Source organism: Burkholderia semiarida, from assembly GCF_029268935.1.
Classification (GTDB): Bacteria; Pseudomonadota; Gammaproteobacteria; order Burkholderiales; family Burkholderiaceae; genus Burkholderia; species Burkholderia semiarida.
In genome coordinates, this window is record NZ_JAHLCL010000007.1 from 1667906 (window position 1) to 1688381 (window position 20476).

At 68.5% G+C, this 20476-nt stretch carries 17 protein-coding genes; 7 read left to right on the plus strand and 10 right to left on the minus strand.

Features of this window, described 5'->3' with window-relative positions; genetic code table 11:
- Positions 1-11: 11 nt before the first annotated feature.
- On the minus strand, positions 12-1613 hold the full coding sequence (xdhA, locus tag KPB06_RS20695; RefSeq protein ID WP_059574232.1) for a xanthine dehydrogenase small subunit: 1602 nt from the start codon (positions 1611-1613) through the stop codon (positions 12-14).
- 332 nt (positions 1614-1945) lie between these two features.
- On the opposite strand from xdhA, the gene KPB06_RS20700 reads away from it, so the two are divergent.
- Positions 1946-3160 (plus strand): MFS transporter, encoded by a 1215-nt coding sequence (locus KPB06_RS20700; protein WP_099316102.1) that lies wholly within the window; start codon positions 1946-1948, stop codon positions 3158-3160.
- Here the strand turns inward: KPB06_RS20700 and KPB06_RS20705 are convergent.
- The 3 genes from KPB06_RS20705 to KPB06_RS20715 all read right to left on the minus strand — a co-directional run bounded on the left by KPB06_RS20705 (position 3049) and on the right by KPB06_RS20715 (position 5462).
- Positions 3049-3786: an RES family NAD+ phosphorylase gene (locus KPB06_RS20705; RefSeq protein ID WP_275906284.1), complete on the minus strand. Its 738-nt coding sequence runs from the start codon at positions 3784-3786 to the stop codon at positions 3049-3051. The genes KPB06_RS20700 and KPB06_RS20705 overlap by 112 nt on opposite strands.
- 9 nt (positions 3787-3795) lie before the next feature.
- A complete protein-coding gene (locus KPB06_RS20710) occupies positions 3796-4446 on the minus strand; it encodes a hypothetical protein (protein WP_089464960.1) in 651 nt (216 codons plus the stop codon).
- 125 nt (positions 4447-4571) lie between these two features.
- Positions 4572-5462 (minus strand): DMT family transporter, encoded by an 891-nt coding sequence (locus KPB06_RS20715; protein WP_060312770.1) that lies wholly within the window; start codon positions 5460-5462, stop codon positions 4572-4574.
- Between the two features lie 134 nt (positions 5463-5596).
- Between KPB06_RS20715 and KPB06_RS20720 the strand changes: the two genes are divergently transcribed.
- On the plus strand, positions 5597-6532 hold the full coding sequence (locus tag KPB06_RS20720) for an AraC family transcriptional regulator (protein WP_060965628.1): 936 nt from the start codon (positions 5597-5599) through the stop codon (positions 6530-6532).
- A gap of 27 nt (positions 6533-6559) precedes the next feature.
- Here the strand turns inward: KPB06_RS20720 and KPB06_RS20725 are convergent, their stop codons facing one another.
- Positions 6560-7771: a pyridoxal-phosphate-dependent aminotransferase family protein gene (locus tag KPB06_RS20725; RefSeq protein ID WP_059574237.1), complete on the minus strand. Its 1212-nt coding sequence runs from the start codon at positions 7769-7771 to the stop codon at positions 6560-6562.
- A 774-nt stretch (positions 7772-8545) separates the two neighbouring features.
- Here KPB06_RS20725 and KPB06_RS20730 point away from each other — a divergent pair.
- The 5 genes from KPB06_RS20730 (at position 8546) to KPB06_RS20750 (ending at position 14127) form a co-directional block, all read left to right on the plus strand.
- A complete protein-coding gene (locus KPB06_RS20730) occupies positions 8546-9529 on the plus strand; it encodes a LysR family transcriptional regulator (protein WP_104012405.1) in 984 nt (327 codons plus the stop codon).
- 30 nt (positions 9530-9559) lie between these two features.
- Positions 9560-10558: a 2-hydroxyacid dehydrogenase gene (locus KPB06_RS20735; protein WP_104012406.1), complete on the plus strand. Its 999-nt coding sequence runs from the start codon at positions 9560-9562 to the stop codon at positions 10556-10558.
- A 183-nt stretch (positions 10559-10741) separates the two neighbouring features.
- Positions 10742-11479 (plus strand): 5,6-dimethylbenzimidazole synthase, encoded by a 738-nt coding sequence (bluB, locus tag KPB06_RS20740; RefSeq protein ID WP_275906285.1) that lies wholly within the window; start codon positions 10742-10744, stop codon positions 11477-11479.
- A gap of 224 nt (positions 11480-11703) precedes the next feature.
- Positions 11704-12873 carry an MFS transporter gene (locus KPB06_RS20745; protein WP_275906286.1) on the plus strand — a complete coding sequence of 390 codons (1170 nt, stop codon included), beginning with the start codon at positions 11704-11706 and terminating at the stop codon, positions 12871-12873.
- A 93-nt stretch (positions 12874-12966) separates the two neighbouring features.
- The gene (locus KPB06_RS20750) at positions 12967-14127 is read left to right on the plus strand and encodes an MFS transporter (protein ID WP_099316098.1); all 1161 of its coding nucleotides are present in this window, start codon (positions 12967-12969) and stop codon (positions 14125-14127) included.
- Between the two features lie 208 nt (positions 14128-14335).
- On the opposite strand, the gene fahA is transcribed toward KPB06_RS20750, so the two are convergent.
- Genes fahA through KPB06_RS20775 form a run of 5 tightly spaced genes read right to left on the minus strand, consistent with a single transcriptional unit; the run spans position 14336 to position 20292 of the window.
- Positions 14336-15667 carry a fumarylacetoacetase gene (gene fahA, locus KPB06_RS20755; protein WP_099316097.1) on the minus strand — a complete coding sequence of 444 codons (1332 nt, stop codon included), beginning with the start codon at positions 15665-15667 and terminating at the stop codon, positions 14336-14338.
- On the minus strand, positions 15664-16998 hold the full coding sequence (gene hmgA, locus KPB06_RS20760) for a homogentisate 1,2-dioxygenase (RefSeq protein ID WP_059574244.1): 1335 nt from the start codon (positions 16996-16998) through the stop codon (positions 15664-15666). Before hmgA ends, fahA begins: the two co-directional genes overlap by 4 nt.
- A gap of 15 nt (positions 16999-17013) precedes the next feature.
- Positions 17014-18375 (minus strand): MFS transporter, encoded by a 1362-nt coding sequence (locus KPB06_RS20765; protein WP_099316096.1) that lies wholly within the window; start codon positions 18373-18375, stop codon positions 17014-17016.
- Positions 18372-18602: a DUF2783 domain-containing protein gene (locus KPB06_RS20770; RefSeq protein WP_059574246.1), complete on the minus strand. Its 231-nt coding sequence runs from the start codon at positions 18600-18602 to the stop codon at positions 18372-18374. The genes KPB06_RS20765 and KPB06_RS20770 overlap by 4 nt, the downstream gene beginning before the upstream one ends.
- Positions 18603-18630: 28 nt before the next feature.
- Complete coding sequence (locus tag KPB06_RS20775) at positions 18631-20292, minus strand: FAD-dependent oxidoreductase (RefSeq protein ID WP_275906287.1); 1662 nt, start codon at positions 20290-20292, stop codon at positions 18631-18633.
- Between the last annotated feature and the right edge of the window lie 184 nt (positions 20293-20476).

The window sequence follows — 20476 nt, forward strand, 5'->3', positions numbered from 1 at the left end:
GTTCTCCGTCGTCAGACGCGCGCCGCGTCGTCGGCCACTTCGGCGCCTACTTCGGCGGCCACTTCGCGCACGTTCAGCGCCTGCGGCGGCAGCGGGTCGTGCGCACGCGTCTCCAGCCAGAAGCGATAGATCAGGTTCTTCGCGGTATCGAGGCGATACGCGCTCGTCGCGCGCATGTCGGACAGCGGCTGGTAATCGCGCTCGAGCGCCTGCATCGCCGCCTGCGCGGTGGCTTCGTGCCACTGCGCGCCGTCGAGCACGGCTTCCGTGTGGGTCGCGCGCTTCGGCGTCGCGGCCATCCCGCCGAACGCGATGCGCGGCTCGCGGATCGTGTCGCCGTCCGCGATGAACGCGAACGCCGCGCACACGGCCGAGATGTCCGAGTCGAAGCGCTTCGACAGCTTGTACGTGCGGAACCGCAGCTTGTCGCGCGCGCCGGTGCGGGTCGGCACTTTCAGGCCGACGACGAATTCGTGCGGCGCCATGTCCTTCTGCTGGTAGCCCGTGTAGAGCGCCTCGAGCGGCAGCTCGCGCACCGTGTCGCCGCCGCGCAGCACGACGCGCGCGCCGAGCGCGATCAGGCCCGGCATCGAATCGCCGATCGGCGAGCCGTTCGCGACGTTGCCGCCCATCGTGCCCGCGTTGCGGATCGGCAGCGACGCGAAGCGCTTCCACATCTCGGTCAGCTCCGGATACGTGCCGGCCAGCGCCGCATAGGCCTTCTCGACCGTCACGCCCGCGCCGATCCCGATCCAGTCGTCGCCGTGAACGATCTGCTGCAGCTCGGCGATCTGGCCGACGTAGATCAGGTCGTCGAGGCGGCGCATCTGCTTGGTCACCCACAGGCCGATGTCGGTGCTGCCGGCGAGAATGCGCGCATCGGGACGCTCGGCCTTCAGCGCGGCCAGCGCGTCGAGCGTGCGCGGCGCCGCGAAGCGCGCACCGTCGATCGTCGTGTAGTCGAACGTGTCGTCGCGCTTCAGCGACGCAAGCGTGCGGGCAAGCGCGGCCGTGTCGACGGGCGCGGCGGGCGCCGGTGCACCTTCGCCGGTCGCACCTTCGCCGGTCGCACCTTCGCCGGCCGCGTCGAACATCCGCACGGCCGCATCGACGATCGGGCGATACCCGGTGCAGCGGCACAGGTTGCCGGTCAGCGCATCGGCGATCTCGGTGCGCGTCGGCACGTCCTTCGCCTTCGCGCATGCACTGCCGCAGCCTTCGTGGCCATGCTTCTCGTACAGCGCCCACATCGACATCACGAAGCCCGGCGTGCAGAACCCGCATTGCGAACCGTGGCAATCGACCATCGCCTGCTGCACCGGGTGCAGCGTGCCGTCCGGCCGGCGCAGGTCCTCGACCGTGAGCAGCGCCTTGCCGTCGAGCGTCGGCAGGAACTGGATGCATGCGTTGACGGCCTTGAACTCGACCGCGCCGGCGTCGGTCAGCTCGCCGACGACGACCGTGCACGCGCCGCAGTCGCCTTCCGCGCAGCCTTCCTTGGTACCGGTGCAATGCGCATCCTCGCGCAGATATTGCAGCACGGTGCGGGTCACGTCCGCGCCGCTGACTTCGCGGATCGCGTGACGATGGTAGAAGCGAATCGGCTCACTCATGTCTCGGCGTTTCTTCAAATTGGGGGCAAGGCGGCCTGCGCGGAGCGCTCGACCGACGTTTTTCCGACAGTTTGCACGCTATCACCGTCAAATTCCGCAACCCATAGCCCATCACGCATGCGGCTCATATAACTGCCGCGATATGCGCGCACGGGCGGCCGATGCCCTTGCCGCGCGGGGCCCTTCGCCCGCTCCCGGCCGCCGACCATCGCCCTCTTCCTGAATAGGGGCGCAGTTAACTAAACGGTACCTGCGGGAAAACCGGTTCCATGGGAAAATCCCGATTCCCTTTCCTGCCGTTTTCCGTTCGTTTCGCCATTCGTTCCGACCCCATGCCATCCGATTCCGCCACACCGCCGCGCAGCGGGTTCGCGCTCACGCTGCAAATCGTGTCCGTCGTCTGCTTCACGTTCATCTGCTATCTGACCATCGGCCTGCCGCTCGCGGTGCTGCCGGGCTTCGTCCACGACGAGCTCGGCTTTTCCGCGATCGTCGCGGGCGGCGCGATCAGCGTCCAGTACTTCGCGACGCTCGCGTCGCGGCCGCTCGCCGGGCGCCTCGCCGATACGCTCGGGCCGAAGCAGACGGTGCTGCGCGGGCTGGTCGGCTGCGGCGTGTCGGGCGTGCTGCTGCTCGTCGCGCTGCTGCTCGCGCACTGGCCGGTCGCGAGCCTCGTGCTGCTGGTCGCGAGCCGGCTCGTGCTCGGCGTCGGCGAAAGCCTGTGCGGCACCGGCGCGATCCTGTGGGGCATCGGGCGGGTCGGCGTCGCGCACAACGCGAAGGTGATCTCGTGGAACGGCATCGCGACCTACGGCGCGCTCGCGCTCGGCGCGCCGGTGGGCGTCGCGATCGCGCATACGCTGAATCCGGCGCTGATCGGCGTGATCGTGATCGCGCTCGCCGCACTCGGCTTCTACCTCGCCCGCCTGATCGCGCCGGTGCCGCTCGTGCACGGCGAACGGATGTCGTATGCGAGCGTGTTCACGCGCGTGCTGCCGCACGGCCTCGGCCTCGCGCTCGGCTCGGCCGGCTTCGGCTCGATCGCGACCTTCGTCACGCTGTACTACGCCGCGCGCCACTGGCCGAACGCCGCGCTGTCGCTGACCGTGTTCGGCACGCTGTTCATCGGCGCGCGCCTGCTGTTCGCGAACACGATCAAGACGTACGGCGGCTTCCGCGTCGCGATCGTGTCGTTTGCGTTCGAATGCGCGGGCCTCGTGCTGCTGTGGCTCGCGCCGGTGCCGCACGTCGCGCTGGTCGGCGCGGCGCTGACGGGCTTCGGCTTCGCGCTGATCTTCCCGGCGCTCGGCGTCGAGGCCGTCGCGCTCGTGCCGGCCGCGAGCCGCGGCGCGGCGCTGTCCGCGTATTCGGTGTTCCTCGACCTGTCGCTCGGCATCACCGGCCCGCTCGCCGGCTATGTCGCGGGCGCGTTCGGCTATCCGCAGGTGTTCCTGTTCGCGGCGGTGGCCGCCGCGGCAGGCGTCGCGCTGTCGATGATGCTGTACCAGCGGCAGGCGCGGGTGGCGGGGAGCGGTGCGGCGGCGTGAGCGTGTCGTGCGCGATGCGGTTCAACGCGGCTCAACGCAGCAACACGTTGAAGTCCCGCAATACGTGAACCGCGTGGGGATGGCGCCGAAACGGAACGGCGTTCTTGAGCGAGAGTTTTGGGTGCGGCACGATCGAAGAGCACGAGTGCCTCCGACGTATTGAGATGCCGGGACATGTATAGAAAGCCGTCGACCCGGCGGTGATGTCGGTGGACGGCAAGCGACCATTGCTGCGGAATGTCGTACGGCGCGATGGTCGACAACGCACCATCGCCGCCCAGGTTGTTTAACGGCAACCCATGCAGGACGGCCACGGTCAGCGGCGCGCCATCGAACGACAGGACATGGCGGTCAAGTTCGGTCGTCACGAGCGGAAAGCCGCCCAGCACGAGATCGGCGACTTCGTCATGCAGCACCGTTTCGGCGAACGCGCAATGCAGATCGAAATCGAAGTAGCTGGTGCCGTACCGCCGCCCCTTGCGCGGATCGTCGAAGCGGCTGCCGCCCGACTTGCCGAAATACGGCTCGCCCGTCGCGAATCGCGAGATGCGCACGAGCGCCGGCGGCGCCACCTCGCGCGTCACCAGTGTCGCGCTCGCGAAATGTTCCCCCGGCGCCGTCAGCAAACGGGCCGCCTAGCGCTCGGCGAACGCCGTGGCGGCGCGCTCGACTTCGTCCACCTTCCCGCGCGACAGCGCGACGAGCGGCGTAACGTTGCCCAGCGACGCCTTCGGCGTCGTGAAGAACTGCCATTTGCTCCATCCCGGCAAATCGCCCAGACATTGCGTCACCCTGCCCAACGTCTTCCGATCGATATCTCCCGTCAGGTAGAAGGCCGGATAGTACTGTGCGGCGCCGACATCGACCGTGAAGATTCGACCGGACGCCACGGCCTTGCTGAGCGCCTGCCGCGTCATGCCGAGGCCGGCCCATGTCTGCGCGGCAGGCAGCAGCTTGCCGTCGGCGACCAGCATGCGCCGTTCCGCCTGCACCTGCCGCTCCAGATCGGCGGCGACGCCCGCCGCCCGCTTCTTCCCGCCGGTCGGCTTCCTGTCGCGCGTCGCGGCAGCGGCGATGCCGAACGTGATCGTGCCGGCGAGATCGATGACCTGCGCGATGCCGGCCTTGAACAGGTGCCCCAATTGCTCGTCGGACAAGCTGAGCAGCGCCCGCGCGCGATCGGGGCCGAGCATGGTCGCGGCGCCGACAGCGCTGCGCAGCGCTTCCTCCGCCTCGACATCAAGAACGACGGCCGTCCCTTCCAGCGTATGCGCCCGCGCAATCATCATCACCTCCCGTCACGACCGGAATGATCGAGCGTAGCCCCGAATCGAAACCAAGTCAACCGTGTCAACCAAGTCGACCGTTCGCCGGTTTCCGTGAACGCGGGTTCACGCAGCGGCGAACTTCATCAGGCCGTCCGCAGAAACAACCGCCGCGTGAGGTCGAACGCGACGAGATTGCCGGCCACCACGAGCAGCAGCCCGATCACCGCGAGCAGCGACCACTGGTAGCCCTCGAACACCGTCGACACGGCCAGCGCGACGATCGGGAACAGCACCGTGCAGTACGCGGCCCGCTCCGGCCCGATGCGGCCGACGAGCGTGAGGTATGCGGTGAAGCCGATCACCGAGCCCGGCACGGCCAGGTACACGAGGGCGCCGAGATAGCGCGGGCTCATGTCGAGCGTGAACGGCATTCCGGCCGCGGCGCTGCCGACGGTCAGGATCGCCGCGCCGATCAGCATCGCCCAGCCGTTGGTCGCGAGCGGGTGCAGCCCCATCGACTGCATCCGGCTCGACAGCAGGTTGCCCGCCGAGAAGCACATCGTGCCGGCGAACGCGATCGCGAGCCCCGCCCAGGTCGCGTGGTCGTCGAGATGGCCGGCCATCTGCTGCCAGAACAGGCACGCGATGCCGGTCAGCCCGAGCAGGGCGCCGGCGATCGCCGACGGCCGCAGCGGGCGGCCCATGAACAGCCGGCCGTTGATCGAGTTCAGCAGCGGCGCGGTCGAGAAGATCACCGCGACGAGCCCGCTCGGCACGACCTGCTCCGCGTAGTAGAAGCACAGGAAATTCAGGCAGAACAGCGCGAAGCCTTGCGCGACGAGAAAGCGCCACGCTTCGCGCGGCGGCCGCACCGGGCGGCGCATCACGCGCAGCAGCGCGAACAGCACGGCGGCCGCGAGCCAGAAGCGCCACGCGATCGACACGGGCGGCGGCACCGAGCCGAGCTGCCATTTGATCGCGATCCAGGTGGTGCCCCAGATCAGCACGGTGACGAAATAAAGCGACAGGTTCATGGCGGCAATCCGGACATTCGGGTGAATCGGGATCCCGACTATGCCGCCGCACGACGCGTGCCAATTGTCCGGAATTGCGGTCTTTTTCGGCGCGCCGCACGCGGCGCCGCGCGCCCGCTTATACTCGGCGCATCATGAGTCTCTCCCTCTGCGCCCCGCCCATCGACCGCGCCGCCGCCCTGGCCGGCGGCGATCTGCCGTTCGGCCTGCAGTCGGTGTGCCGCACGCTCGCCGACGCGAACGCGACGCTCGAGCGCTTCGCGTGGCTCGGCGACCATCTCGCGATCGCCGAATGGACGCGAATCACCGACGAAAGCGAGACGGTCTACGAGCAGCCCGGCCACCACACGCTGTCGTGCTACCTCGACGGCGGCTACCGGACCGAGCGCCAGCGCGTGCCGCGCTACGGCGCGCCGAGCCTGCTGTGTGCGTTGCCGGGCGATCACGAATCACGCTGGTGGGTGCGCGGCGAAATGCATTTCATCCACTTGTATTTCCTGCCCGAGCACTTCACGCAGCGCGCGATCCGCGAGCTCGATCGCGAGCCGCGCGAGCTGAAGCTCGCCGATCGCACCTATTTCGAGGATGCGCGCGTCGCCGCGCTGCTGCGCTCGCTCGCGCTGGACGGCTGGGACGATGCCGACGAGCGGCTGCGCGTGAACGAGACCGCGCACGAAGTACTGAGCCTGCTGCTGCGCGGGCAGAGCACGATGCGCACCGACACGTCGTTCCGCGGCGGGCTCGCGCCGGCCGTGCGCCGCCGCGTGCGCGACTACATCGACACGTACCTGACGCAGCCGCTGACGCTCGGCGAACTCGCGGAGGTCGCCGCGCTGTCCGAATATCACTTCTCGCGGATGTTCCGGCTGTCGTTCGGCCGCGCGCCGCACGCGTGGGTGGCCGAGCAACGGCTCGCCCGGGCCCGCGAGCTGCTGCGCACGACCGCGCTGCCGCTCGCGCAGATCGCGGCCGACTGCGGCTACGCAAATGCCGGCCACTTCAGCCATCGCTTTCGCGACGCGCACGGCACGACGCCGAATACGTACCGGCGCGCGATGCAGCGCCGCTGAGCGCGGCCCCGTGCCGCGCCTCCCGGCTTACGCGCCGCGCCGCGACAGTTCCTGTTCGAGCGCCGCGACGCCGGCCGGCAGGTCGACCGGCACCTTCAGGTCGACCATCGTGCGGCCGAACGCATGCAGCGTGCGGAACAGGTTGTGTTCGCGGCACTGCTCGCCCATCTGGCCGATCCGCACGATCGGCAACCCGAACGAACCCGAGATCTCGACCTGGTACTGCTTCGAGATATGGCCGCACACCATCCCGGGCGTGAGCCCTTCCGGCGTCTCGATCCCGACCACCGAATTGAGCCGGCAGTCCTTCGGCGCATACAGCTTGAGCCCCATCGATTCGACGCCCGCCTGCAGCGCCAGCGAGCAGCGCAGGTGGCGCGCGAAGCGGCTCTCGAGCGTCTCCGCGCACACGAGCCGCAGCGCCTCGTGCAGCGCGAGCACGCCCGACACGGGCGCCGTGTAGTGATAGCCGGCGTTGTGCCAGAAGTTCTCCGCGAGCGCCATGTCGAGGCACCAGTGCGCATTCGGCTCGGGACGGTGCTTCATGCGTTCCCACGCGGCGTCGGAGAACGCGATCAGCGACACGCCCGGAATCGACGACAGCCCTTTCTGGCCGCCGGTGATCACCGCGTCGATGCCCCACGCGTCCATCTCGAGCGGCATCGTCGACAGCGTGCATACCGCATCGACGACGACCAGCGCGCCGGCCGCCTTCGCGAGCGCGGCGATGTCGCGCAGGTCGCGATTCCACACGGTGTTCGACGTCTCGCCCTGCACGATCGTGACGATCTCAGGCCGCTCGCGCGCGATCGCGTCGGCGATCTCGTCGAGGCTCGCGACCGCGCGGTCGGCCACTTCGAGCGTCGCGACGTCGGCGCCGACGCGCGTGGCCATCTCGGCCATCCGCGCGCTGAAGAACCCGTTGCGGATCGACAGCACGCGCGTGCCGCGCCACGCGAGGTTCGAGATCGCCATTTCCATCGCGGCCGAGCCGGGGCCCGCGACGCCGAGCACCCATTTCGTGCGGGTCTGGAACACGTAGCGCGCCATCTCCTTCACCTGCTCGATGATCTTCGCCATCGTCGCGCCGAGGTGATTGATCACGATCGTGTTCGCCTTGGCGACGGCGGCCGGGATCGGGACCGGGCCGGCCCCCATCATCAGCAGCGGTTCTTCGGGCAGGATCGCGTCGAGCGGCACGACGACGGGACAGGGAATCGGCGAATGATCGATGGACATGGCTGGAAAAAGTGAGGAAAGGAAGTGCGCGAACGCCCGCGGGACGGCGCCCGTTGCACGCGCCCGTTGCACGCGCAGCGAACTGAACGATCATTCCGTGTTCCGCCGCCTTGCGCAAGAGGCACCCCCGTTCGGACAGCACGACGGTGGCCCGGTCGCCGGACCGGGCCAGCCGGCCGCGCACCACGCGCGCGACGGCCGTCCGGATTGAAAAAGGGCGTGCGAGCCGGTCGTGAAACGGTTCCATTCGCGTTCCGCGGGCGCGATTTTCTCCGCCAATATCGAGACTATTCGTCGAAACTGACAGTTCAGCCGCCCCATTGGCGGACCGTACGAATACACCGGTTACCTGATACAAATCGCGGAGCGAATTCGATACACAAAATCCGAACGTGGAAAAAACATCCATTACGGTTGCATGTATTGGGGAACGACTCCGAAAGGCGCTGCTACGGCGTGCTCACATTTCACACAACCCGTTGATTGAATGGGAAATATTCTCCAAACCGACGAATCCACCAATACCGCACTGGTTTTACCCCGTACGCCCTTGCTGCACCGCAGCGTTAAACCATTACTCGCGATTTCGATTTTACGCAACCCGCCCGTTTTCGCAGGTTGACGGATATCGGTTCTTTATTGAACAATCGTCTGCGGAATCGAAATTCCATTTTCGATACGAGGGAGCGCTAGGGGCCGCGCGATGCGCTTTCGGCGTTGCGCGGCGATAAATCACAACCAAAATCAATCAACCGGGCCAGAAATACGCAAGCCATGAACCAGATTCAGACCATGCGTGTATTCGTCTGCGTCGCCGAGCAGCAAAGCTTCCGGCGCGCGGCGCACCATCTCGGCGTGTCCAATGCGCTCGTCACGCGTTCCATCGCGATGCTCGAGGGCCACCTGAACACCCGGCTGATCCATCGCACCACGCGCAACCTGTCGCTCACCGAGGCCGGCGTGCGCTACCTCGACGGTTGCCGCGCGCTGCTCGAGGAATTCGACCACCTCGAATCGTCCGTCGCGCATGCCGTGCGCGAACCGGCCGGCACGCTGCGCGTCGTCGCGTCGGGGCTGCTGTCGCCGCTCGCGCTGACGCCGCTCGTCAGCAGCTTCCGGCACCGCTATCCCGAACTCCGGGTGCAGCTGACCGTCGCCGAAGGGCCGCTCGACGTGCTCGATTCGGGCTACGACGTCGGCATCGTCACGGGCACCCGGCTCGACGGCAACCCGGCGCTGATCGGCCACACCCTTGCGCCGAACCCGTTCGTCGCGTGCGCGGCGCCCGCCTATCTCGACCGCCGCGGCGAGCCGCGCGTGCCCGACGACCTGCCGGGCCACGACTGGGTCACGCTCGCGCCGCACCAGCACGCGCCGACGTGGCAACTGGTCGGTCACGACGGCGTCGTCCATTCGGTCACGGTACGCCCGGCCTGCACGGTCAACCAGCTCGCGCTCGTCCAGGCGGCGGCGGTGGCCGGCGCCGGCATCGCGGTGCTGCCCGAGCCGTGCGTCGCCGACGCGCTCAACCACGGCACGCTCGTGCGGCTGATGGCCGGCTACCGGATCGACGATCCCGACGCGCAGTTGTCGCTCGTCTATCCGAACCGCCAGTACGTGCCGGCCCGCACGCGCAGCTTCGTCGAGCACGCGCTCGAGCACTTCGGCGCGCCGTCCGGCCGCGAGCGGACCGACTACGGCTTCCTGCGGCCGGTGCGCGGCCCCGACCGCTCCGACATCGTCACGGGCCTGCAGTAAACTGCGCGCGTCAGCCCTCGGAGGTGCAGCGTGCGCGTGATCCTGTTCAGCAGCCGGCAGTACGACGACGATTCGTTTACCGCCGCCAACCGGCAGTTCGGCTATCGGCTGCACTTCCAGCCGTCGCACCTCGACGCGGAAACCGCGATCCTCGCGCACGGCTATGACGTCGTCTGCCCGTTCGTCAACGACACCGTCGACGCGGCCGTGCTCGAACGGCTCGCCGACGGCGGCACGCGGCTGATCGCGCTGCGCTCGGCGGGCTTCAACCATGTCGACCTGGCCGCCGCCGAACGGTTCGGCGTCACGGTCGTGCGCGTGCCCGCGTATTCGCCGCACGCGGTCGCCGAGCACGCGGTCGCGCTGATCCTCGCGCTCAACCGCCGCCTGCCGCGCGCCGTCGCCCGCACCCGCGAAGGCGACTTCTCGCTGAACGGGCTGCTCGGCTTCGACCTGCACGGCAAGACCGTCGGCGTGATCGGCACCGGCATCATCGGCAGCGTGTTCGCGAAGATCATGATGGGCTTCGGGATGCATGTGCTCGCGCACTCGGTGCCGCCGTACAACGACGAACTGATCGCGTTCGGCGCGCGCTACGTCGAGCTCGACGAGTTGCTGCATCGCGCCGACGTCGTCAGCCTGCATTGCCCGCTGCTGCCGTCGACCCACCACCTGATCAACGAACGGACGCTCGCGCGGATGAAGCATGGCGCGATGCTGATCAACACCGGGCGCGGCGGGCTCGTCGATGCGCAGGCGCTGGTCGACGCGCTCAAGAGCGGCCAGCTCGGTCATCTCGGGCTCGACGTGTACGAGGAGGAAAGCGGGCTCTTCTTCGAGGATCACTCCGACCTGCCGCTGCAGGACGACGTGCTCGCGCGCCTGCTGACGTTCCCGAACGTGATCGTCACGTCGCACCAGGCGTTCTTCACGCGCGAGGCGCTGGCCGAGATCGCGCACACGACGCTGCTGAACATCGAGGCGTGGCATGCGGGCGCGCCGCGGAACGTCGTGACGGCAAACCGCTGAGAAACCACGAAAAACGGCACGTTTGACGGCCGGCAGCGCATTCGCAATCGTTTGCTTGTGCAGGTTGCCGCACACTGCACTCGCCATCACCCACAATTACGCGCATTGTTTCAGGTGACGTAACGATTCCCGCGCGCGCCGTCTGCTATCGTTGCGTCGACGTCATCCCTGCCTTTGCCGCTCATGCGTTTCGACGATTCCGACATCGCCGCCGTCTACCGTGCCATCTTCGAACGGCGCGACATGCGCCATTTCACGCCGGCGCCCGTCGATCCGGCCGTGCTCGCGCGCCTGCTGCGCGCGGCGCACCACGCACCGAGCGTCGGCTTCATGCAGCCGTGGCGCTTCATCCGCATCACCGATCCCGCATTGCGCACGTCGGTCCACGCACTGGTCGAGGCCGAGCGCCGCGCGACCGCCGACGCGCTCGGCGAACGCCAGGACGAATTCATGCGGCTGAAGGTCGAAGGCGTGCGCGAATGCGGCGAGTTGCTGGTCGTCGCGCTCGCCGACGGCCGCGAGCGCCACGTGTTCGGCCGCCGCACGCTGCCGGAGATGGACCTGGCGTCCGCCGCGTGCGCGATCCAGAACATGTGGCTCGCGGCGCGCGCGGAAGGGCTCGGGATGGGCTGGGTGTCGTTGTTCGACGTCGATGCGCTGCGCACGCTGCTGCGGATGCCCGACGGCGCGAAGCCGATCGCCGTGTTGTGCATCGGGCACGTCGATGCGTTCTATGCGAAGCCGATGCTGGAACAAGAACGCTGGGCCGCGCGGATGCCGATCGAAGCCTGCCTGTTCGAGAACGGCTGGGACGATCCGGCGGCGACCGACGGGGCCCGATCGGCTGCGTCGTCAATAGAGACTGAAATGAAAGAAACGTCGGCCACGATGCCCAATGGATCGTCCGAGCACATCGCCTGATCCAAGGTTCGGCAACCGCCATCGCCTCGCGACCGAATCGCCGAAAATCCCACAGTATGAACTTCCCGCTTGCCGCCCCGTCGCACGCCGGCAACACCCGTTTTGACCCCAAACATAAGGGTTTTCACTGAAGTAGAATCGCGGCTGACGTTCGCCTCACCGACCGCCCGCCCCGCGTCTCCCGCGCTTGGGCTCGAGCGGCCTCTTTTCCCGAGCCTACCGCGATGCCCCTGCCTCTTTTCGCCCTTGCCGTCGCCGCATTTGGAATCGGTACCACCGAATTCGTGATCATGGGCCTGCTGCCCAATGTCGCGCGCGATCTCGGCGTGTCGATCCCGGCCGCCGGGATGCTCGTGTCCGGCTACGCGCTCGGCGTGACGATCGGCGCGCCGATCCTCGCGATCGTCACCGCGAAGATGCCGCGCAAGCGCGCGCTGATGGGCCTGATCGGCCTGTTCATCGCCGGCAACCTGTTTTGTGCGATCGCGCCCGGCTATGCGGTGCTGATGGCCGCGCGCGTCGTCACCGCGTTCTGCCACGGTGCATTCTTCGGCATCGGCTCGGTGGTCGCGAGCAACCTCGTCGCGCCGAACCGCCGCGCGCAGGCGATCGCGCTGATGTTCACCGGCCTCACGCTCGCGAACGTGCTCGGCGTGCCGCTCGGCACCGCGCTCGGCCAGGCGTTCGGCTGGCGCGCGACGTTCTGGGCCGTCACCGGCATCGGCATCGCCGCGGCCGCCGCGCTCGCGGTGTGTCTGCCGAAGCACCTCGCGATGCCCGACACCAGCATCACGCGCGAATTCAGCGTGCTGAAGCATCCGCAGGTGCTGATGGTGCTCGGCATCAGCGTGCTCGCGTCCGCGAGCCTGTTCAGCGTGTTCACGTACATCACGCCGATCCTCGAGGACGTGACGGGCTTCTCGCCGCGTCAGGTCACGTACGTGCTGCTGCTGTTCGGCCTCGGCCTGACGGCGGGCGGCACGCTCGGCGGCAAGCTTGCCGACTGGCGCCGGATGCCGTCGCTGATCGCGACACTCGCGCTGATCGGCATCGTCCTCGCGCTGTTCGCGGGCACGATGCATCTGCCGTTCGCCGCGCTCGCGACGATTTTCGTGTGGGGCATCCTCGCGTTCGCGATCGTGCCGCCGCTGCAGATCATGATCGTCGATCGCGCGAGCGACGCGCCGAACCTCGCGTCGACGCTGAACCAGGGCGCGTTCAACCTCGGCAACGCGACCGGCGCGTGGCTCGGCGGGATGGCGATCGGCTCGGGCGTATCGCTCGTGAACCTGCCGTGGGTCGGCGTCGCGATGGCCGTCGCGGCGCTCGCGCTCACGCTGTGGTCGGCGTCGCTCGAACGCCGGCCCGTAGTCGTGCCGACCGAGTACGTATGACGCAACCCTGCGGTAATCGTTGCGTGCGCAACGCCATTCAAACGTGACGGCCTTCATGGACCTTTGAAGGGCCGCGGTGTAGCATCCCGGCCGATGAAAGCCATTCTCAATCGCGATTTCCTCGCGCTGATCCTGAGCGTCGCGGTCGTCGGCCTCGGCACCGGCGCCACGCTTCCCCTCACCGCGCTCGCGCTGACCGAAGCCGGACACGGCACCAACGTCGTCGGCATGCTGACGGCCGCGCAGGCCCTCGGCGGCCTCGCGATCGTGCCGTTCGTCACCGCGCTCGCGCGGCACATCGGTGCGCGCCGCGCGATCGTCGTGTCGGTCGTGCTGCTCGCGGCCGCCACCGCGCTGATGCAGTTCACGTCGAACCTGATCCTGTGGGGCGTGCTGCGCGTGCTGTGCGGCGCCGCGCTGATGCTGCTGTTCACGATCGGCGAAGCATGGGTCAACCAGCTCGCCGACGATTCGACACGCGGCCGCGTGGTCGCGATCTATGCGACCAATTTCACGCTGTTCCAGATGGCCGGCCCCGTGCTGGTCAGCCAGATCGCCGGCGCGACGCGCATTCGCTTCGCGCTGTGCGGCGCGCTGTTCCTGCTCGCGCTGCCGACGCTCGCGACGATCCGCCGCGCGCCGCTCGCCGGCGACGACGCGCATCACGAAGCGCACGGCCGCTGGCTCGACGTGCTGCCGCGCATGCCCGCGCTGATCATCGGCACCGGCTTCTTCGCGCTGTTCGACACGCTCGCGTTGTCGCTGCTGCCGCTCTACGCGATGGATCACGGCGTCGCGAGCGCGACCGCCGTGCTGCTCGCGTCGATCATGCTGTTCGGCGATACCGCGATGCAGTTCCCGATCGGCTGGCTCGCGGACAAGCTCGGCCGCGAACGCGTACACCTCGGCGCGGGCTGGATCGTGCTGGGCGGCCTGCCGCTGCTGCCGTTCGTCATCGCCAATCCGTGGCTGTGCTGGCCGCTGCTGTTCGTGCTCGGCGCGGCGGCCGGCAGCATCTATACGCTGTCGCTCGTCGCGTGCGGCGAACGTTTCCGCGGCGCCGCGCTCGTCACCGCGAGCTCGCTCGTGTCGGCGTCGTGGAGCGCCGCGAGCTTTGGCGGGCCGCTGGTTGCCGGCGCGTTGATGGAGCAGTTGGGCAGCCATGCGCTGGTCGGCGTGCTGGTCGCCTGTGTCGCCGCGTTCGTCGCGGCCGCGTTGTGGGAACGACGCGCCGCGGTGCAACGCGCGATCTGATGCAGATTGGCGTTGGCGTTGGCGTTGGCGTTGGCGTTGGCGTTGGCGTTGGCGTTGGCGCGCAGCATCATGCACCGGTACGCATCGGCCCGCTCGCGCCCACTCTCCGGTAAACGGAAACGGCCCGCGCAATGCGGGCCGCCCTGTCCTTCCAGACTACGCGTGATCTACACGTGACCTGCGCGTGACGTTCCGTCGCCGCGATCCGTCACGCGCTCCGCGCCGGCAAGATCTTGCCCGCACACGTGCCGAAGCCGACGCGATAGCCGTCGCCCTGGCACCAGCCGGCGAGCGTCAGCTCGTCGCCGTCCTCGATGAACGTACGGCTGCCGCCGCCGTTCAGCGCGAGCGGCTCCTTGCCGTTCCACGTCAGTTCGAGCAGGCTGCCGAACGAGTCCTTCGTCGGTCCGCTGATCGTGCCCGAACCCATCAGGTCGCCCACGCGCGTGTTGCAGCCCGCGACCGTGTGATGCGCGAGCTGCTGCGCCATCGTCCAGTACATGTGCTTGAAGTTCGTGCGGCAGATCGACGTGGCCTCGGCCGCACCTTCGGCGCGCAGCGTCACTTCCAGCGCGATGTCGAACGCATGCTTGCCCGCATGCCGCAGATACGCGAGCGGCGGCGGCGACTGCTCGGGCTGCGCGACGCGAAACGGTTCGAGCGCGTCGAGCGTGACGATCCACGGCGAGATCGTCGTCGCGAAGCCCTTCGAATTGAATGGCCCCAGCGGCACGTACTCCCACTGCTGGATATCGCGTGCGCTCCAGTCGTTCAGCAGCACCATCCCGAAGATATGCGCTTCCGCGTCCTCGCATGCGATCGGCTCGCCGAGCGCGTTGCCGCGGCCGACGATGAAGCCCGTTTCCAGTTCGATATCGAGCTTGCGGCACGCGCCGAACACCGGACGCTCCTGGTCGGGCAGCTTCAGCTGCCCGTTCGGGCGCCGCACCGGCGTGCCGCTCACGACCACCGACGACGCGCGGCCGTTGTAGCCGATCGGCATCTCCGACCAGTTCGGCAGCAGCGCATTCTTCGGATCGCGAAACATCGAGCCGACGTTGGTCGCGTGCTCCTTCGACGAATAGAAATCGGTGTAGCCGGGAATCTCGACCGGCAGATGCAGCGTCGCGTCGCGCTGCGGCACCAGCACCTTCGCGCGCAGCGCCGCGTCGTCGCGCAGCCGTGCGTTGTCGCGCGAGAACAGGTCGGACAGTTGCACGCGCACGCTGCGCCATGCATCGCGGCCAAGCGCGATGAAATCATTCAGCGTCGGCTGCTCGAACGCGCGATCGCGCATCTCGACAAAATCCTCGGGGCTCGACAGCGGCAACGTCAGCAGCCCGGCTCGCTTCAGTTCGGCCAGGTCGACGATCTGGTCGCCAAGCGCGACGCCCGCGCGGCGCGCCGTCTGCTTCGCATCGCTGAAGATTCCGAACGGCAGGTTCTGGATCGGGAAATCGCAGGCGGGATCGTTCGCGGTATCGACCCAGCTCCTGCGAGCCGGGTCGAGCGTCGCGCGCCAGTCTTGGGTATCGCTCACTTTTGCTCCGGATTGAAGTGTTTCTTGATGCCTTGCCAGCATTCGAAGTAATCGGCCTGCAGCTGTGCGGTATCGAGCGCGTAGCGCGTCGGCCGGATCAGCGTGCGGGTTTCGAACATGAACGCCATCGTCGCGTCGACCTTGTGCGGCTTCGTCGTGTCGCTCGCGGACGCCTTCTCGAACGTGTCCGCGTCGGGCCCGTGGCCCGACATGCAGTTGTGCAGGCTCGCGCCGCCCGGCACGAAGCCTTCGGCCTTCGCGTCGTACGCGCCGTGCACGAGCCCCATGAACTCGCTCGCGACGTTGCGGTGGAACCACGGCGGGCGGAACGTATCCTCGGCCGCGAGCCAGCGCGGCGGGAAGATCACGAAGTCGATCGTATCGACGCCCGGCGTGTCGCTCTGCGCCTGCAGCACGAGGAAGATCGACGGATCGGGATGGTCGAAGCTGATCGAGCCGATCGTGTTGAACAGGCGCAGATCGTATTTGTACGGCGCGTAGTTGCCGTGCCACGCGACGACGTCGAGCGGCGAATGGCCGATGTCCGCGCGCCACAGGCGCCCGTTCAGTTTCGCGATCAGCTCGAACGCGCCTTCGCGGTCTTCGTACGCGGCCTGCGGCGTCAGGAAGTCGCGCGGGTTCGCGAGCCCGTTCGAGCCGATCGGGCCGAGATCCGGCAGGCGCAGCAGCGCGCCGAAGTTTTCGCAGATGTAGCCGCGCGCGTCGCCGTCCGGCAGCGCGACCGAAAAACGCACGCCGCGCGGGATCACCGCGATCTCGAACGGCTCGACGTCGAGCCGGCCCAATTCCGTCGCGATGAACAGGCGCCCCTGCTGCGGCACGATCAGCAGTTCACCGTCCGCGCTGTAGAAGAAGCGGTCCTGCATCGACCGGTTCGCCGCATACAGATGGATCGCGCAGCCGTTCATCGCGGCGGCCGAACCGTTGCCGGCCATCGTCACGAGGCCGTCGACGAAATCGGTCGGCTCGACCGGCATCGGCAGCGGATCCCAGCGCAACTGGTTCGGCGGCGTCGGCGGCACGTCGGCCGAATCGCCGAACTCCGACACGAGCCGCTGCGCGCCCGCATACGGCTCGAACGGCCGGTGCACGGCGGCGGGGCGAATCCGGTACAGCCACGAGCGGCGGTTGTGGCCGCGCGGTGCGGTAAACGCGGTGCCCGACAACTGCTCCGCGTACAGCCCGTACGGCGCGCGCTGCGGCGAGTTGCGGCCGTGCGGCAGCGCGCCGGGCAGCGCCTCGGTCGCGAACTCGTTCGCGAAACCGCTGAGGTAGCCGGCGGTCGCCGGTGTCGACAGGTCAAGCGTCATCGTTTCCTTTCTCCATCAATTCAGGGCGGCGTTCGGCGCCTGCGCGCCGTTGCGCCGCGACACACCGGCCAGCCCGAGGACGAATAGCGCCGAGCACAGCACGGGCACCGCGGCCGCGTGGAACAGCGCGCCGTTCGACCAGTTGAGCGCAATCAGTTGCCCGCCGACGAGCGGCCCGAGCACCGAGCCGATCCGGCCGATGCCGAGGCTCCAGCCGATGCCCGTCGAGCGCAGCGACGTCGGGTAATACTGGCCCGCGAGCGCGTTCACGGCCGGCTGTCCGCCGACCACGCAGAACCCGCCCGCGAACACGACGACCAGCAGCCACGGCAGCGCATGCGCGACCGAGCCGATCAGTCCCACCGACACGGCCGCGCACGCGAAGCACGCGAACAGCACGCGCACGAAGCCGTAACGTTCGATGAACCAGCCGAGCGACAGCGTGCCGATCACGCCGCCCGTCTGCAGCACCGTGCCGACGATCACCGCCGTGCCCGGCGAATAACCGGCATCGCGCATCACGGTCGGCAGCCAGTTCGACAGGAAGTACAGGTCGATCAGGTTCATGAAGCTGATCGACCACAGCAGCAGCGTGACCGGCAGGCGGCCATGGCGGAACAGCTCGGCGACCGGCGCGCCGCTCGCCGCGCGTTCGCGCACGACGAGCCGCGTGTTCGCATCGATGCCGGCGGCCGGCGCGAAGCGCGCGAGCCAGTCGCGCGCCTGCGCGACACGCCCTTTCAGCACCAGGAACTGCAGCGACTCCGGCAGCCGCGCGACCATCGCGATCGTCAGCACGAGCGGCACCGCGCCGCCGACGAAGAACACCGAGCGCCAGCCGAGCGCCGGAATCAGCGCCGCGCTGATGAAGCCGCCGAGCGCCGCGCCGAGCGTGAAGCCGCACGACACGATCATCATCCGCTTCACGCGATGCGCGGCCGGGCTGAATTCGCCGACCAGCGCCATCGCGTTCGGCATGATGCAGCCGAGGCCGAGGCCCGTGACGAAGCGCAGCGCCATCAGCACGGGGATCGAGCTCGCGAACGGCGTCGCGAGCATCGTCACCGAGAAGAACAGCGTCGAGCCGATCAGCACCGGACGCCGGCCGATCCGGTCGGCCAGCACCGACAGCCCGAGCGCGCCGAGCAGCATCCCGAACAGGCTCGCGCTGAACACCGGCCCGAGCGCCTGCTTCGGCACGCCCCATTCGGCGATCACGCTCGGCGCGACGTAGCCCATCGCCTGCGCATCGAAACCGTCGATCACGAGGCACAGCCCGCACAGCGCGAGCAGCATCCAGTGAAAACCCGGGCGATGGGTCTCGTCGATCACGCGCTCGACTTCGAGCACGCGCGTATCGGCCGGCGCCCCGCTCATCGCGGCACCTCGGCGGACGGATGCACGGGCGGCGTCACGCCCTGGCGCGCGAGCGCCATCGCTTCGCGCAGTACGTCGGCGTCGCCGACCTGGTTCGCGAGCAGCAGGATCAGCTTCGCGTTGACGAGCTGGCTGTCGGCGTCCGACAGGTCGCGATGCATGTCGATCAGCGCTTCGTAGAACGCGTCCGGATCGGCCAGGCGCGGGCGGGTATCGAGTGAGGGCATGACGGTGTCTCCGGTGTCTTTATCGTAGTCAGCGTGCGCAGGTCGCGCGCGCCAGTGCGTCGGCGATCGCCTGACGGTCGAGCGTGCGCGTGCGTGCGCACACGTGCTGGTCGGGACGCAGCAGGTAGAACGTGCCGGGCTGCGCGTCGTAGCGCTGCGCCGCGAGGCCGTCGACGTCCTCCACGACGTCGACGCCGGCTGCCGGCCGCGCGTGCCCGGCCGGCACGACGAGCACCGGCCGCACCGTCGGCGCGAGACCACTGACGGCCTGCGCGAGCGCTGCCGCGTCGCCCGGCAATCCGAACAGCACGCCGGTGAAGCCGCCACGCAGATGCTGCAGCAGCCAGCCCGACGCACCATGCGCACGTACCGACGCATCGGCCGCCGCCGCGCCTGGGCGCATCGCGCATGCGAATGCGTCGCCGCCGCGGTCCGGCGTGTTCAGCGGCGAATCGGCCAGCACGGCCGGTACCGACAGGCGCCCGCTGTTCACCAGCCTGCGCGCGAATTCGCAGTCGCGCGCGAGCTTCAGCGTCGCATCGCGGAACACGCGCGACACCGCGCTCTTCGGCGTGATGAAATCGGTCGAGCGCGTCGAGTGGCGGATGTTCTCGTCCGCCGCGAACTCGCGCTCGCTCGCGTAGGTGTCGAGCAGGCGGTCGTGCGCGTGGCCGTCGAGCACCAGCTTCAGCTTCCACGCGAGATTGTCCGCGTCCTGCACGCCGCTGTTCGCGCCGCGCGCGCCGAACGGCGACACGCCGTGCGCGGAATCGCCGGCGAACAGCACGCGGCCGTGCCGGAACGTGTCCATCCGCTGGCAGCGGAACGTATAGACGCTCACCCACTCGAGCTCGAACTCGACGTCCGGCCCGAGCAGTGCGCGCACGCGCGGGATCACGCGCTCCGGCTGCTTCTCGGCGACGGGATCGGCATCCCAGCCGAGCTGGAAGTCGATGCGCCACACGTTGTCGGGCTGGCGGTGCAGCAGCACCGACTGGTTGCGATGAAACGGCGGATCGAACCAGAACCAGCGCTCGGTCGGAAACTCCGCCTTCATCTTCACGTCGGCGATCAGGAAGCGATCCTTGAACGTACGGCCGCGGCTCTCCAGGCCCATCATCGTGCGCATCGAGCTGCGCGAGCCGTCGGCCGCGATCACGTACTGCGCGTGCAGCGTCGCGACGCCGTCCGGCGTCTCGACCGTCAGCACCGCGTGTTCGGCCGACTGCGCGACGCCCGTCACCTTGTGCTTCCAGCGGATGTCGATGTTCGGCAGCTCGAACGCGCGATCGGCCAGATAGCCTTCGACGTAGTACTGCTGCAGGTTGATGAACGCGGGGCGCGCATGCCCTTCCTCGGGCAGCAGGTCGAACGCGTACAGTTGCTCGTCCTGCAGGAACACCTTGCCGACGTGCCAACTCACGCCCTTGTCGACGAAGCGCTCGCCGCAGCCGAGCCGGTCGAAGATCTCGAGCGTGCGCTTCGCGAAGCAGATCGCGCGCGAGCCCGTCGACAGCGTGTCGTCGTCGTCGAGCAGCACGATCGGCACGCCCTGCTGCGCGAGGTCGATCGCGGCCGCGAGGCCCACGGGCCCCGCGCCGACGACGATCACCGGGTGGACGGCCGCGTCGTGCGCGCGGGCGCGGTACTCGAACTTCAGCGTCTGGTAATCGATGCTCATGGTCGCCATCCGCTCCTCAATCCCGCCGCGCGCGCACCGCCGCGCCCGTCGTCGCGTCCGTCTCCTGCCGGCGCGTGTGCCCGCCTGTCCTGTCAACCGCCACGTCTCGCTCCTTGCTTCCTGTTGATTCGTGAACGGCGCCGTTTCGCGGCGCCTGCCTGCCGCATTTCTTGATCGGCGACAAATCTTTGGA